The organism is Mycobacterium sp. 1165196.3, from assembly GCF_001673415.1.
Classification (GTDB): Bacteria; Actinomycetota; Actinomycetes; order Mycobacteriales; family Mycobacteriaceae; genus Mycobacterium; species Mycobacterium europaeum_A.
Genome location: NZ_LZLU01000062.1, coordinates 21,551 through 36,967, shown reverse-complemented (window position 1 = coordinate 36,967; position 15,417 = coordinate 21,551). Strand labels below are relative to the sequence as shown.

The 15,417-nt window shown below is 69.4% G+C and carries 11 protein-coding genes and 1 pseudogene; 9 read left to right on the top strand and 3 right to left on the bottom strand.

Features of this window, described 5'->3' with window-relative positions:
* Positions 1-1,317, bottom strand: a complete 1,317-nt coding sequence (locus tag A5659_RS05990) for an adenosylmethionine--8-amino-7-oxononanoate transaminase (protein ID WP_066877314.1) — start codon at positions 1,315-1,317, stop codon at positions 1-3.
* Between the two features lie 62 nt (positions 1,318-1,379).
* Here A5659_RS05990 and A5659_RS05985 point away from each other — a divergent pair, with 62 nt between their 5' ends.
* The 8 genes and pseudogenes from A5659_RS05985 (at position 1,380) to A5659_RS05950 (ending at position 12,479) form a co-directional block, all read left to right on the top strand.
* Positions 1,380-1,865 carry a hypothetical protein gene (locus tag A5659_RS05985; protein WP_082972110.1) on the top strand — a complete coding sequence of 162 codons (486 nt, stop codon included), beginning with the start codon at positions 1,380-1,382 and terminating at the stop codon, positions 1,863-1,865.
* A gap of 339 nt (positions 1,866-2,204) precedes the next feature.
* A pseudogene (gene ripD, locus A5659_RS05980) lies at positions 2,205-2,867 on the top strand (NlpC/P60 family peptidoglycan-binding protein RipD); the annotation flags it as partial.
* A 280-nt stretch (positions 2,868-3,147) separates the two neighbouring features.
* Positions 3,148-5,304 carry an acyltransferase family protein gene (locus A5659_RS05975; RefSeq protein WP_066877310.1) on the top strand — a complete coding sequence of 719 codons (2,157 nt, stop codon included), beginning with the start codon at positions 3,148-3,150 and terminating at the stop codon, positions 5,302-5,304.
* A gap of 61 nt (positions 5,305-5,365) precedes the next feature.
* On the top strand, positions 5,366-7,567 hold the full coding sequence (gene glgX / locus A5659_RS05970) for a glycogen debranching protein GlgX (protein ID WP_067179764.1): 2,202 nt from the start codon (positions 5,366-5,368) through the stop codon (positions 7,565-7,567).
* Positions 7,568-7,570: 3 nt separating this feature from the next.
* A complete protein-coding gene (gene treY, locus A5659_RS05965) occupies positions 7,571-9,871 on the top strand; it encodes a malto-oligosyltrehalose synthase (RefSeq protein WP_067179760.1) in 2,301 nt (766 codons plus the stop codon).
* Entirely contained in the window at positions 9,864-11,624 is a 1,761-nt protein-coding gene (gene treZ, locus A5659_RS05960) for a malto-oligosyltrehalose trehalohydrolase (RefSeq protein WP_067179757.1), read from the top strand. Before treY ends, treZ begins: the two co-directional genes overlap by 8 nt.
* Before the next feature lie 17 nt (positions 11,625-11,641).
* On the top strand, positions 11,642-12,262 hold the full coding sequence (locus A5659_RS05955; protein WP_066864190.1) for a mismatch-specific DNA-glycosylase: 621 nt from the start codon (positions 11,642-11,644) through the stop codon (positions 12,260-12,262).
* A gap of 37 nt (positions 12,263-12,299) precedes the next feature.
* On the top strand, positions 12,300-12,479 hold the full coding sequence (locus A5659_RS05950; RefSeq protein ID WP_066864193.1) for a hypothetical protein: 180 nt from the start codon (positions 12,300-12,302) through the stop codon (positions 12,477-12,479).
* A gap of 7 nt (positions 12,480-12,486) precedes the next feature.
* On the opposite strand, the gene A5659_RS05945 is transcribed toward A5659_RS05950, so the two are convergent.
* Positions 12,487-13,815 carry an aminotransferase class I/II-fold pyridoxal phosphate-dependent enzyme gene (locus A5659_RS05945; RefSeq protein ID WP_067179754.1) on the bottom strand — a complete coding sequence of 443 codons (1,329 nt, stop codon included), beginning with the start codon at positions 13,813-13,815 and terminating at the stop codon, positions 12,487-12,489.
* 40 nt (positions 13,816-13,855) lie between these two features.
* Here A5659_RS05945 and A5659_RS05940 point away from each other — a divergent pair, with 40 nt between their 5' ends.
* Positions 13,856-14,527 (top strand): pyridoxamine 5'-phosphate oxidase family protein, encoded by a 672-nt coding sequence (locus A5659_RS05940; protein ID WP_067179750.1) that lies wholly within the window; start codon positions 13,856-13,858, stop codon positions 14,525-14,527.
* Here A5659_RS05940 and A5659_RS05935 read toward each other — a convergent pair.
* The gene (locus tag A5659_RS05935) at positions 14,507-15,415 is read right to left on the bottom strand and encodes a phosphatase PAP2 family protein (protein WP_067179747.1); all 909 of its coding nucleotides are present in this window, start codon (positions 15,413-15,415) and stop codon (positions 14,507-14,509) included. The genes A5659_RS05940 and A5659_RS05935 overlap by 21 nt on opposite strands.
* Positions 15,416-15,417: the final 2 nt, after the last annotated feature.

Genomic DNA, 15,417 nt, shown 5'->3' with positions numbered 1-15,417 from the left:
CTAGAGCCTACGAGAGCCCGTTCGCGTCGCCACCTCGACCATCGCCGAGGTGATCTGCGCGATCTCGCGGGGCGTGCAGATGTAGGGCGGCATGGCGTAGACCAGGTTGCGAAACGGGCGCAGCCAGACGCCGTGATCCAGGGCCGCCGGGGTGGCGACGGCCAGGTCGACCGGCCGCTCGCATTCGATGACGCCGATGGCGCCGCGCACCCGCACGTCGCGCACGCCCGGCAGCGCCCGGGCGGGCTCGAGACCGGCCGCCAGCCCGGCGCCGATCTCGGCGACCCGTGACCGCCAGTCCTGCCCGAGCAGCATCTCGACGCTGGCCACCGACACCGCGCAGGCCAGCGCGTTGGCCATGAACGTGGGGCCGTGCATCAGCGCTCCCGCCTCACCCGCGCTGATGGTGTGGGCGATGTCGGCGGTGCACAAGGTGGCGGCCAGGGTGAGGTATCCCCCGGTCAGCGCCTTGCCGACGCACATGATGTCCGGGCTCACCCCGGCGTGGTCGGCCGCGAAGAGTTCGCCGGTGCGCCCGAAGCCGGTGGCGATCTCGTCGAAGATGAGCAGCACGTCGTGCCGTCGACAGATGTCGCGCAGGTCGCGCAGGTATTGCGGGTCGTGGAAGCGCATGCCGCCGGCGCCCTGGACGACTGGCTCGACGACGACCGCAGCCAGTTCGGCGGCGTGGCCGGCCAGCTGTTCCTCGAACGCCGCGCTGTAGGCGGGGTCGTAATCGCGGGGCACCTGCGGGGCGAACACCTGCCGGGCCAGGATGTCGGTCCACAGCGAGTGCATGCCGCCGTCGGGGTCGCAGACGCTCATCGGGGTGAAGGTGTCGCCGTGGTAGCCGCCGCGCCAGGTCATCAGCCGGTGCTTGCCGGGCCGATCGCGGCTGCGCCAGTACTGCAGCGCCATCTTCACCGCCACCTCCACCGACACCGAGCCGGAGTCGCTGAAGAACACCGTCTGCAGCTCCGCCGGGGTGATGTCCACCAGCAACTGGGCCAGCCGCGCCGCGGGTTCATGCGTCAGCCCGCCGAACATGACGTGGTTCATCGCGCCGAGCTGGGCCGTGAGGGCCGCGTCCAGCACCGGGTGGCCGTGCCCGTGGATGGCGGTCCACCAGGAGCTCATGGCGTCGAGCGCCTCGACCGGCTCGCCGTCGCGGATCAGGGTGAGCTTGGCGCCGCGGGCACCGACCGCGACCACGGGCGCGACGGACTCGGCGCCGATGGTGCTGTACGGGTGCCACAGGTGCGCGGCGTCGATCGCGCTGATCTGCTCGGGCGTCAGCCCGGCCTTCGCCGCCGGCATAGTGATCGAGGGTAAAGCAGCCGATTCGCGCAAAACTGCGACGTCGGGAAGCATGGGACAGCATGGCCACGTCGCAGCAGTCCGAGGGCGCAGCGCCGGGACCCGAGGCCGACCCCGCGCTCGGGCCGGGCTGGTCCAGGGACACGCACTACCCGCTGGTGGACTACGACGCCGAAACCGCCGCAGGGCCCCGCGTGTTGCGGGTGCGGGTGGCGCCCTGGGACATCATCTGCACGGTCGTGCTCCTGGTCCTGCTCGCCGTGCTGGCCACGGCGACCACCTGGCCGACGCGGCTTTTCGGCTTTCTGGCGAACGTCTGCGAGGACGAGACCTGCGGGCCGGTCCCCTACGGCCTGGACCTCTACATCCACCCGGTGGTGTGGGGGGGCATCGGCGCGGCCATCACCGCCGCCGTCGTCGGCCCGGTCGTCTCGATCCTGAAGGGCTGGTACATGTCCTTCTGGCCGGTGCTGGCGCTGGCGCTGGTCATGGTCAGCTCGGTGGCCGGGTCGCTGCTGACGATGTTCAGCGAACGCTACTGGCTCTGATCACCCGGCTGGTCCCGCCGGCCCCGGCGCGCGGCTTCGTCGCCGACTGAGACCGAAATCACAACTGCGCATACGGAATTCGGTGCTCCTGTCACCGTCCGGTCACGGTACGACAAAAAATCCCGCCTGGGCCTGGCGGCTAACACCATCTGTTGTCAAAGTGGCTTGTGTGACTGATGTGAATCAGCGGGCGACCGCTGAGTCACTTCGCAAGTGCCATGGACGGCGTCGGCCCCAGCGTGGAGGCCGCCGCTCGGTTCATGAACCGGGGGCGGACGCGCGAGGTCACCGCGTCGAGGCCCATTGAGCGCCTGGAGAGGCCAGGGAAAGGCCACAAAAATGAAACGCATCTACGCCTTCGCGATCGGTTTGGCCCTGCTCGGGGCGCCGATGGTGGCTCCCACCATCGCGACCGCCGACCCGGGCGCCAGATCGATGGACTACCAGCAGGCCACCGATGTGGTGATCGCCCGCGGTCTGTCGCAGCGCGGTGTGCCGTTCTCCTGGGCCGGTGGCGGCATCAACGGCCCCACCCGCGGCACCGGCACCGGCATCAACACCGTCGGTTTCGACGCCTCCGGGCTGATGCAGTACGCCTACGCCGGCGCCGGCATCAAGCTGCCCCGGTCGTCGGGCGCGATCTACCGGGTCGGACAGAAGATCCTGCCGCAGCAGGCCCGCAAGGGTGACCTGATCTTCTACGGCCCCGAGGGCACCCAGAGCGTCGCGATGTACCTGGGCAACAACCAGATGCTCGAGGTCGGCGACGTGGTGCAGGTCTCCCCGGTGCGCGCCAACGGCATGACGCCGTACATGGTCCGGGTGCTCGGCGCCACGCCGGCGCAGCAGACGCCGCTGCAACAGGCACCGCAGCAGCTGCCCGGCCAGCAGGCCCCCGCCCAACAGGCCCCGACGCAGCAGGCCCCGGCGCAGCAGTCGCCCTACCAACAGGCCCCCCAACAGCTGCCCGGTCAGCAGGCCCCGCTGCAGCAGTCGCCCTACCAGCAGAGCCCGCAACAGCTGCCCACCCAGCAGGCCCCGCTGCAACAAGCCCCGACGCAGCAGGCGCCGCTGCAGCAGTCGCCGTTCCAGCAGGCGCCTGTGCAGCTGCCGGCCCAGCAGACGCCGTTGCAGCCGACCGGCGCCGGCATCGGCAGGTAATTTCCGGGCCGTGTGTTGGCCGTCCGACACCCGCCACTGGCTTCCCCGCCCCGCTGAGCGGCCTCGCCGCCGCGAGCTGTCGGGAGCTCGTGGCGGGTTTTCGGTAAATTAACTGGCGATCATGCCGACCCCGCCACCGTCTCCTGCACCGGACGCCACCGCCGATCCGGTCGCGACGGGAGCGCGCAAAACGGGGTCCCAGGGGTTCTATCGCTACGACCTCGACGGCCTGCGTGGCATCGCCATCGCCCTGGTCGCCGTCTTCCATATCTGGTTCGGCCGGGTCTCCGGCGGCGTGGACGTGTTCCTGGCGCTGTCCGGATTCTTCTTCGGCGGCAAGATCATCCGCACCGCGCTGAACCCGGCCGTGCCGCTGTCGCCGGTGGCCGAGGTGGTCCGGCTCGTCCGGCGGCTGGTTCCCGCGCTGGTCGTGGTGCTGGCCGGGTGCGCGGTGCTGACCATCCTGGTGCAACCGGAGACCCGCTGGGAGACCTTCGCCGACCAGAGCCTGGCCAGCCTGGGCTACTACCAGAACTGGGAGCTGGCCAACACCGCCTCGGACTACCTGCGGGCGGGCGAGGCCGTCAGCCCCTTGCAGCACATCTGGTCGATGTCGGTGCAGGGCCAGTTCTACGTCAGCTTCCTGCTGTTGATCGCCGGGCTGGCCCTGCTGTTCCGGCGCGCGGCCCGGCTGCGGATCGCGCTCGTGGTGGTCCTGTCCGCGTTGACGGTGGCCTCATTCGTCTACGCGATCATCGCCCATCAGCAGGACCAGGCGGCCGCCTACTACAACAGCTTTGCGCGGGGCTGGGAGTTGTTGCTGGGCGCGCTGGTCGGCGCGCTGGTGACCCGCGTCCACTGGCCCATGTGGTTGCGGACGGTGCTGGCCACCGTCGCGCTGGGCGCGGTGCTGTCCTGCGGGGCGCTGATCGACGGCGTGCAGGAGTTCCCCGGCCCGTGGGCGCTGGTGCCGGTCGGCGCCGCCATGCTGATGATCCTGGTCGGAGCCAACCTGCAGAGCGGCGCCGGTGGCCGGCTGCCGCTGCCTAACCGGCTGCTGGCGACGCGGCCCCTGGTGGAGCTGGGCGCCATGGCCTACGCGCTCTACCTGTGGCACTGGCCGCTGCTGATCTTCTGGCTGTCCTACAGCGGTCACAAGCACGCCAGTTTCGTCGAAGGCGCGGTGCTGCTGCTGGTGTCGGGGGTGCTGGCCTATCTGACCAACCGGCTCGTCGAGGATCCGCTGCGCTACCGCGCCTCCTCGAAGCCGGCCGCCGCGCCGGCGATTCCGTGGGCGACGCGCCTGGCCCGGCCGACGATGGCGCTGGGATCGGCGGTCGTGCTGCTGGGCGTGACCCTGACGGCGACCTCGTTCACCTGGCGCCAGCACGTCACCGTCCTAAGGTCGGCCGGCAAGGAGCTCAGCGTCCTCAACCCGCAGGACTATCCCGGCGCCCGCGCCCTCACCGAACGCGTGCGGGTGCCCGCTCTGCCCATGCGGCCCACCGTCTTAGAGGTCAAGCAGGACCTGCCCGCCTCGACCCGGGACGGCTGCATCAGCGACTTCGTCAACCCCGCGGTGGTCACCTGCACCTACGGCGATGTGGCCGCCGACCGGACCATCGCGCTGGCGGGCGGGTCGCACGCCGAACACTGGCTGCCCGCGCTGGACATCCTGGGCAAGCTGCACCACTTCAAGGTCGTGACGTATCTGAAGATGGGCTGTCCCCTGTCGACCGAGCAGGTCCCGCTGATCATGGGCAACAACGCCCCCTACCCGCAATGTCGCGAGTGGGTGCAGCGAACGATGACCAAACTGGTCACCGACCGGCCCGATTACGTGTTCACCACCACCACCCGGCCGTGGAACATCAAGTCCGGCGACGTGATGCCCGCCACCTATATCGGCATCTGGCAGACGTTGTCCGACAACAACATTCCGATTCTCGGGATGCGGGACACGCCGTGGCTGGTGAAGAACGGCCAGCCATTCGACCCGGCGGACTGCCTCGCCAAACGCAACGGCACCCCGCAGTCCTGCGCCATCAAGCGTTCCGACATGCTCTCCGACCGCAACCAGACGCTGGACTTCGTCACGCAATTCCCGCAGCTCAAGGTGCTCGACATGACCGACGCGATCTGCCGCGCCGACGTGTGCCGCCCAGTCGAGGGAAACATCCTGATCTATCACGGCGCCCACCACCTCTCGCCCACCTATGTGCGGACCATGGCGCCCGAACTGGGCCGCCAGATCGCCGAGGCCACCGGCTGGTGGTGACCCGCCTTACTCCTGGCCGCTAACGCGGGTGGGGGCAACCGCGCGCGGATAAGGTCGATAGGTGTCAACCAACAGTCCCGCTTCAGAACCAGGCGGTAACCACCAACCCAAGCTGGCCACCGTGTGGCCGGGAAACCCTTATCCGCTCGGCGCCTCCTACGACGGCGCGGGGACCAACTTCTCGTTGTTCTCCGAAATCGCCGAGAAGGTCGAGCTGTGCCTGATCGACCATCACGGCAGCGAGTCGCGGATTCCCTTGGACGAGGTGGACGGATTCGTCTGGCACGCTTATCTGCCGAACATCACACCCGGACAGCGCTACGGCTTTCGCGTCTACGGCCCGTTCGAGCCGGCGGCCGGTCACCGGTGTGACCCCAGCAAGCTGCTGCTCGACCCGTACGGCAAGGCTTTTCACGGCGACTTCACCTTCGGTCAGGCGCTGTTCTCCTACGACCTGAAGGCCGTCAACCCGAACGGTCCCAACGCCGACGGGCTCGACCCGGGGATTCCGCCGATGGTCGATTCGCTGGGCCACACCATGACCAGCGTGGTGAGCAATCCGTTCTTCGACTGGGGATCCGACCGCGCGCCGCTGACCCCGTATCACGAGACCGTCATCTACGAGGCCCACGTCAAAGGGATGACGCAGACCCATCCCAGCGTCCCCGAGGAGCTGCGGGGCACTTATGCCGGGCTGGCCCACCCGGCGATCATCGATCACCTCCACTCGCTGCGGGTCACCGCCATCGAGCTGATGCCGGTGCACCAGTTCATGCACGACCAGCGGCTGCTGGACCTGGGTCTGCGAAACTACTGGGGCTACAACACTTTCGGCTATTTCGCGCCCCACAATCAGTACGCGGCCAACCGCACGTCGTCCGTCGCGGAGTTCAAGTCGATGGTGCGCAGCTTCCACGAAGCCGGCATCGAGGTGATCCTCGACGTGGTGTACAACCACACCGCCGAGGGCAATCACCTGGGGCCGACCATCAACTTCCGCGGCATCGACAACGCCGCCTACTACCGGCTCGTCGACACCGACCTGCGGCGGTACAAGGACTACACCGGTACCGGCAACAGCCTCAACCCGCGCCACCCGCACGTGCTGCAGCTGATCATGGATTCGCTGCGCTATTGGGTGACCGAGATGCACGTCGACGGGTTCCGCTTCGATCTGGCCGCCACGTTGGCCCGCGAGCTGCACGACGTCGACCGGTTGAGCGCGTTCTTCGATCTGGTGCAGCAGGATCCGATCGTCAGCCAGGTCAAATTGATCGCCGAACCGTGGGATGTCGGCGAGGGCGGTTATCAAGTCGGAAATTTCCCGGGTTTGTGGACCGAGTGGAACGGGAAGTATCGCGATACTGTGCGCGACTACTGGCGGGGCGAGCCCGCAACCCTGGGCGAGTTCGCTTCCCGGCTGACCGGGTCGTCGGACCTGTATGAGGCGACCGGCCGGCGTCCCAGCGCCAGCATCAACTTCGTCACCGCGCACGACGGGTTCACCCTGAACGACCTGGTGTCCTACAACGAGAAGCACAACATGGCCAACGGGGAGGACAACCGGGACGGCGAGAGCCACAACCGATCGTGGAACTGCGGCGTCGAAGGCCCCACCGACGACCCCGACATCACCGAGCTGCGCTGCCGCCAGATGCGCAACTTCTGGGCGACGCTGATGCTCAGCCAGGGCACGCCGATGATCGCCCATGGCGACGAGTTCGGCCGCACCCAGAACGGCAACAACAACGTGTACTGCCAGGACTCCGAATTGTCTTGGATGGATTGGTCTTTGGTCGACAAGAACGCCGACCTGCTGAAGTTCGCCCGCCGGGTGAGCACGCTGCGCAAGCGGCACCCGGTGTTTCGGCGGCGCCGGTTCTTCGAGGGCGAGCCCATCCGCAGCGGCGACGAGGTGCGCGACATCGCCTGGCTGAATCCGAGCAGCCGCGAGATGACGCACGAGGATTGGGGCGAAAGCATTCACAAGTGCGTGGCGGTGTTCCTCAACGGCGAGGCCATCAGTGCACCCAACGCGCGCGGTGAACGGGTCGTTGACGACTCATTTCTGTTGTGTTTCAACGCCGGTGAAGAGCCGGTGGAGTTCGCGACGCCAAACAGTGACTATGCGAAAGAGTGGACCGTGGAACTGGACACCAACGAACCGACGGGCCGCAAAGAGGGGGCCGACCAGGTGGTGACCGCCGAGGAGAAGGTGTCGCTGCCCTCACGCTCGCTGCTGGTCTTGCGTAAGACGCAGTGACGCATGGCCTTACCCGTCATCTCCACCTACCGGCTGCAACTACGTGGTGAATCCAGTGGGTTCGCATTCACTTTCGCCGACGCGGAAAACCTGCTCGACTACCTGAACGACCTCGGGGTGTCGCACCTGTATCTGTCGCCGATCATGACCGCGGCGCCTGGGTCCAGCCATGGCTACGACGTCACCGACCCGACGACGGTGTCCCCCGAGATCGGCGGCCGCGACGGCCTGGCGCGGTTGTCGGCCGCGGCGCGGGAGCGCGGCATGGGCCTGATCGTCGACATCGTGCCCAACCACGTGGGCATCGACGTGCCCCAGCAGAACCCGTGGTGGTGGGACGTCCTGCGCAACGGCCGTTCCTCGCCCTACGCAACGTATTTCGACATCGATTGGGACCTCGACGACGACGGCCGCATCGTGCTGCCGGTGCTGGGATCCGACGACGACGCCGCCGACCTCACCGTCGACGGGGACCTGCTGCGGCTGGGTGATCTGGCGCTGCCGATCGCGCCCGGCACCGCGGGGGATACCGGACCCGAGGTGCACGACCGCCAGCACTACCGGCTGGTCGGCTGGCGCAACGGCGTGTGCGGATACCGTCGTTTCTTCTCGATCACCTCGCTGGCCGGGCTGCGCCAGGAGGACCGCGCGGTCTTCGACGCCACCCACGCCGAGGTCGGCCGGTGGTTCACCGAGGGGCTGGTCGACGGCATCCGCATCGACCACCCCGACGGCCTGTCGGATCCGTGCGGGTACCTGGCGTGGCTGCGCGAACTGACCGGCCCGCAAGCCTGGATCGTGATCGAGAAGATCCTGGCCGTCGACGAGGCGCTCGAGCCCACCCTGCCGGTCGGCGGCACCACCGGTTATGACGTGTTGCGCGAAATCGGCGGTGTGCTGGTGGATCCGGACGGCGCCCCCGCGCTGACCGCGCTGGTGGAATCCGCCGGGGTGGACTACGGGGCGATGCCGGACATGCTGGTGGACCTCAAGATCCGTTCGGCCACCGAAACCTTGGCAAGCGAACTGCGCCGGTTGCGTCGCAGTATCGCGGCCGCGGCCGGCGTCGACCACCCGCGGTTGCCCGAGGCGGTGGCCGCGCTGCTCACCCACATCGGGGTCTACCGCAGCGACTACCCCGGCCTGGTCGCGCTGCTGCCTACCGCGCTGGCCGAAACCCAAGCGGCCGCACCGGAATTGGGGCCCGCACTGCAGGTGCTGGCCGCGGCGCTGGCCCGCGGCGGGGAACCGGCCACCCGCCTGCAGCAGCTCTGCGGGGCCGTCACCGCCAAGGCCGTCGAGGACTGCCTGTTCTACCGCGACGCCCGGCTGGTCTCGCTGAACGAGGTGGGCGGCGAGCCGCACCGCTTCGGTGTCGGTGCCGCCGAGTTTCACCACAGCGCCGCCACCCGCGCGCGGTTGTGGCCGCAGACCATGACGACGCTCACCACGCACGACACCAAGCGCGGCGAGGACGTGCGGGCCCGGATCTCGGTGCTGTCGCAGGTGCCGTCGCTGTGGACCGAGTTCCTTACCCGGTGGGAGAAACGCGCCCCCTCCCCCGATCCGGCGACCGGACAGTTCCTGTGGCAGAACATCTTCGGCGTATGGCCGGTCAGCGGCGAGGTCACCGCCGAGCTGCGCGAGCGACTGCATGCCTACGCCGAGAAGGCCATCCGCGAGGCGTCCTGGCATACCTCGTGGAACGACCCGGACGCCGAATTCGAGGACGCGGTGCACCGGTGGCTGGACAGCGTGCTCGACGGTCCGGTGGCCGGCCAGCTGACCGAGCTTGTCGCCCAACTCAATCCGCATGCCGCCAGCGACGCGCTGGCCCAGAAGCTGCTGGCGCTGACCGTGCCCGGGATTCCCGACGTGTACCAGGGCACCGAGCTGTGGGACGACAGCCTGGTAGACCCGGACAACCGCCGGGCCGTGGACTACTCGGCCCGGCGCGCCGCCCTGCAGGACTTGAAACATCCGAAAATCCGGGTCGTCACCACGGCGCTGCGTGTGCGCCGCCAGCACGCGGACACCTTCCTGCACGGCGAGTACGTCCCGATCCTGGCCAACGGCGAGGCCAGCGACCACGTGCTGGCGTTTCGCCGCGGCGAGGACATCGTGGTGGCGGTGACCCGCTGGACCGTGCGGCTGGCCGAAAGCGGCTGGGGCAATACGGTTGTGCCGCTGCCGGACGGAACCTGGAAGGACGCGCTCACCGGCGTGATCGCCGACGGCCCCACCTCGGCGGCACAATTGTTCGCCGACCTGCCCGTCGTGCTGCTGGAGCGCCACCATGACTGAATTGCAGACGACTGACTTCCGGGTCTGGGCGCCCAAGCCCGCGCTGGTTCGTCTCGACGTCGACGGCCAGACGCACGCCATGACGCGCTCGGCCGACGGTTGGTGGCATGCGAGCGTGGACACCGCGCCGGACGCCCGCTACGGCTACCTGCTCGACGACGACCCCACCGTGCTGCCCGACCCGCGCTCACCGCGCCAGCCCGAGGGCGTGCACGCCCGCTCGCAGTTGTGGGATCCGGCCGCCGCGGCGTGGACCGATACCGCGTGGGCGGGCCGCCCGGTCGAGGGCGCGGTGATCTACGAGTTGCACCTCGGCACGTTCACCGAGGCGGGCACCTTCGACTCGGCCATCGACAAGCTGGACTACCTGGTCGAGCTCGGCGTGGACTTCGTCGAGCTGATGCCGGTGAATTCCTTTGCCGGCACGCATGGTTGGGGATACGACGGCGTGCTGTGGTACAGCGTGCACGAACCCTACGGCGGCCCCGACGGGCTGGTGCGCTTCGTCGACGCCTGCCACGCCAAGGGGCTGGGGGTGTTGATCGACGCGGTGTTCAACCACCTCGGCCCGTCGGGCAATTATCTGCCGCGCTATGGGCCCTACCTGTCGTCGGCGAGCAACCCGTGGGGCGAGGGCATCAACATCGCCGACGCCGACTCCGACGAGGTGCGCCGCTACATCATCGGCTGCGCGCTGCGCTGGATGCGCGACTTCCATGCCGACGGCCTGCGCCTGGACGCCGTCCACGCGCTGGTGGACACCACCGCGATCCATATCCTCGAGGAGCTCGCGACCGAAACGGATTGGCTGGCCCAGCAATTGGGGCGGCCGCTGTCGCTGATCGCCGAGAGCGACCTGAACGATCCACGGCTGATCACCCCGCGCGAGCGTGGCGGCTACGGCCTGACCGGGCAGTGGGCCGACGACATTCATCACGCGATCCACACCGCGGTTTCCGGCGAGCGCCAGGGCTACTACGCCGACTTCGGCAGCCTGGCCACCCTGGCCCAGACGTTGCGCCACGGCTTCTTTCACGCCGCCACCTATTCGTCGTTCCGCCGTCGCCGGCACGGCCGGCCGCTGGACACCAGCGCGGAATCCGGCATCCCGGCCACCCGCCTGGTCGCCTACACCTGCACGCACGATCAGGTCGGCAACCGGGCCCTGGGCGACCGGCCGTCGCAGAACCTGACCGGCGGCCAGCTGGCGATCAAGGCCGCGCTCGTCCTCGGATCTCCTTACACCACCATGCTTTTCATGGGTGAGGAATATGCAGCGTCGACCCCGTTCCAGTTCTTCAGCTCGCACCCCGAGCCGGAACTGGCGAAGGCCACCGCCGAGGGACGCAAGGCCGAGTTCGCCGAACACGGCTGGGACGCCGACGAGATTCCCGACCCACAGGACCCGCAGACGTTCGCCAACTCCAAGCTGGATTGGGCCGAGGTCGACACCGGTGAGCACGCCCGGCTGCACCGCCTCTACCGCGACCTGATCGCGTTGCGGCGCGAGGATCCCGACCTCGCCGACCCCTGGCTGGAGAACCTCACCGTCGACTACGACGAGGACCAAGGCTGGATCGTCCTCGCGCGCGGACGGTTGCGCATCGTGTGCAACCTGGGCGCCGAGCAGGTGCGCGTCCCGGTCACCGGTGAGCTGGTGCTGGCCTGGGACGAGCCGGCGGTTCATCCCGACAGCACCGAGCTGCCTGGGCATTCATTCGCGATATTGCGGAGCACGGGTGGCTCCGGCTGATCGCGCTTCGTCCGACCATGGATGAGCTCCGCTTCACCCGGGAGGAACTGAAGCGATTCCACGGCAGCACCGTGCCCGACCTGATCTCCGAGCAGGTCCGGCTGCTGTTCGTGGGCATTAATCCCGGCCTGCGAACCGCTGCCGTACAAGCACATTTCGCGCCGCGCGGCAATCGGTTCTGGCCGGCGTTGTACCGCGCCGGCATCACCGATCACTTAATCGACGCCTCGTCAGGGTTTGCGCCGGACGACTGGAAATACCTGGTGCGGCGCGGGATCGGCATTACCAACCTGGTCGACAGGGCGACCGCGGGCGCCGACGAGCTCACCGCCGCCGAACTGATCAACGGCAAGCGGAAACTGGACCGGATGGTCGAAAAATTCGTCCCGCGTGTCGTCGCAGTCCTCGGGATCACCGCATACCGAGACGCTTTCGGTCAGCGCCGCGCTGAGGCGGGCAAGCAAGCGTCGCCATATGACGCAACCGAGCTGTGGGTGGTTCCCAACCCGAGTGGCCGCAACGCTCATTCGACGTTGTCGAGCCTGGCGGCCGCGTACGGCGAAGTTGCCCGAGCCGCCGGAATCCTCGCAGATTCTTCATCGCGATTCTCTCGACGTGAGCGGGCTGTGGACAACTGAATAGCGACCGGGCGGGCTGACCCCCGATGATGCCGCCATGAGTCAATCTGAATTCGGTCACCCACTGCGACGCATCTGCCGGCGCAAGCCGAGCCGCCGCGCCACCAATCCGCCGTCGGGCCGGAACGCCGTGCGCCATGACATGCCGCCGCATCCCGGCATTGAGCTGTTGTGGAGCGGTCCCGGACCCGGCGCCAATGACGACGAGGGCGCCTGAGCGGCGGCTACACGATGGCCCGGCCGGCCGGGCGCACCGCCCGGGCGACCGCGTCGGCGAGCGGATCGATCTCGTCGGCGGTCAGCCCGGAGATCGTGATGCGGATGCCCGCCGGCGTGTGCATCCGGAACCGGCTGCCCGGTGCGGCCGCCCAGCCCGCGGCGAGCAGGCGCGACACGGCGACAGCCTCGTCGGGAACCGGCACCCACACGTTGAGCCCGGAGCGCCCGTGCGCCTCGACGCCGCGCTCGGCCAGGGCATCGCAAAGGCGGGTTCGGCTTTGGGCGTAGTCCCGCTCGGCGGTCGCCACCAGCTGCGCCGCCGCCGGGTCGGACCACAAGTCGACGGCCAGCCGCTGCAGGATGTGGCTCACCCAGCCCGGCCCGAGCCGCAACCGGCCGTGCACCCGCTCGACGGTGCGATGGTCGCCGGCAAGCACGGCCACCCGCAGGTCGGGGCCGTAGGCCTTGGACGCCGAGCGGACGAACGCCCAGTGCGCGGTGCGGCCGGCCAGGGTGTGCAGCGGTGCGCCGGAGATGCCGGCGCAGTGGTCGTCTTCCACCACCAGCAGGTCGTCGGCTCGCCGCGCCAACAGCGCGCCCAGCGCAGCGGCACGATCGGCGGAAAACGCGGCGCCCGTGGGGTTTTGGGCGCGGTTGGTGAGCACCAGCGCGGGCACCCCGCCACCCAGCGCGCGGGCCAAATCGTCGGGCAGCGGGCCGTCGTCGTCGACCCGCACCGGTTCTGCCGAAAGACCCAGTGCGGCAAGCAGATCGAGAAGGTTGGCCCAGCCCGGATCCTCGACGGCCACGCGATCGCCGGGCCGCAGGTGCGCGGTGAGCGCGCGTTCGATGCCATCCAGCGCGCCGCTGGTCACCGCCAGGTGGTCGGCGGGGACCCCGTCGGCGGACAGCGCGCGGCGGGCGAACTCCCCCAGCGCCGCCGAGACGGCCGGCTCGCCGTAGAGCACCGGTGGCTTCGCGTCCGGGCCGGGCGGCCACGCGCCCGCGATGGGCAACAGGGCGGGGTGCGGATTTCCGGTGGACAGGTCGCGCACGCCGGCGGGCACGTCCAGCCCGAGCAGCGAGCGCGGGGTGGTCGCCGGGCGATGGCGCACGCGGGTGCCGCGCCGGCCGGCGGTCTCGACGGCCCCGCGCTGACGCAGCAGGCGGTAGGCCGCGGCGGCGGTGTTGGCGTTGACGCCGAGCTGGGTGGCCAGCTCCCGCACCGGCGGAAGCGCGTCGCCGGGCGCCAAAGCGCCGCCCGATATCGCCGCCTCGACGCTGGCGGCTATGGACTCCGCGCCGGTTCCAGTTATGCTGCTTTGTACTGGCACGCAATAAATTATGTACTAGAACAAACCTGAGGGCAACGCCGTGGACACCGCATACCAACCGACCGCACACACCACGCCGACCCGCTACCGGGAGCGGGCGCACTACGACCGGCCCACGGTGCACGCCATTCTGGACGAGGCGCTGATCTGCCACCTGGGCTACCTGAGCGCCGGTCGACCGGTGGTCTTGCCCACCACGCACGCCCGGCTCGACGAAACGCTCTACCTGCACGGTTCGTCCGGCGGCGGCCCGGTGCTGGCGGCGAAGGCGGCCGAAGCCGCGGGGTCGGGCCTGCCGGTCTGCGTCACCGCGACCCTGGTCGACGGTCTGGTGCTGGCCCGCTCGGCCATGCACCACTCGGTGAATTTCCGCTCGGTGGTGGTGCTGGGCGATGCGCGCGTGGTGGACGATCCGGCGGAGAAGTCGCGGGCGCTGGGCGGCCTGCTCGATCACATCGCGCCGGGGCGCGCCGCCGACTGCCGAGCCCCCGATGCGCGCGAGCTCGCCGCGACCGGGGTGCTCGCCCTCGACCTCGTCGAGGTGTCGGCGAAGGTGCGCAGCGGCCCGCCGGCCGACGATCCGCAGGACCTGTCGCTGCCCCATTGGGCGGGCGTGCTGCCGCTGAACCTGACGGCCGGGCCGCCCGTGCCGGCCTACGACCTGACTCCGGGCACCGCCGTGCCGGCGTACTTACGGGGTGACCGACGCTGAGCCGCGTGCCCGTCGGGTGTCGTCCCACCAGGAGCCGACGAGGATGACGGTGCCGGCCCAGGCCATCCCCAGCAGCCAGCCCGACAGCACATCGCTGACGTAGTGGACCCCCAGATAAACGCGGGAAAACCCGACCACGAACGTCACGGCGGTGGCCATCGCCCAGACGATCACCCGCCCGGTCCACCACGGGACGAGCCAGCGGGTCAGCAGCCACGCGGAGATGACCATGCTCGCGGCGGTGCCGGTCGCGTGCCCGGACGGAAACGAATAGCCGTCCGCGTCGACCAGGGCGAACGGCAGGGCCGGGCGTAGCCGGCCCACCAAGACCTTCGCCGTGAACAGCACCAGGGGGATGCCCACACCGGCAACCAGTGCCAGCACCACGGGCCGCCACGACCGGCACCGCCAACCGGCGACAACCGAGATCGGCAAGGCGACCGCGGCCAGGAAAAGCGGACTCCCCGCTCCGGTCACCACCCTCAGGGCGGTGGTCAGCCACAGATCCCGGTGGGTGGCGAGCCACCGCGTCGTCGGTTGGTCGAATCCGGCGATGCCGTCGCCCTCGAGCACGTCGTCGAGCACCTCGGTGAAGCCGACCGCCAGCGCCACGACGACGAGCAGCCCGAGGGCCAACGCCAACCCGGCGACCTCGCTCACCCGCAACCGGCGCGCCAGCGCCCGTTCCCTGGCGCCGATCCGGTCGCGCAGCCAGGTCAGCGTCTCACCGATCACGGCGTTGTGGGACACCTTGTCCCACAACGCGATTAGCAGGGGCCCGCGCCGAGCGATCCATATCGCCGCCCACACCAGCAGGACGAGACACGCCACCAATCCGGCGCTGACCGGGCCGAAACCGCTGGTGCCGGGTCCATATGGCGGGCGCATCT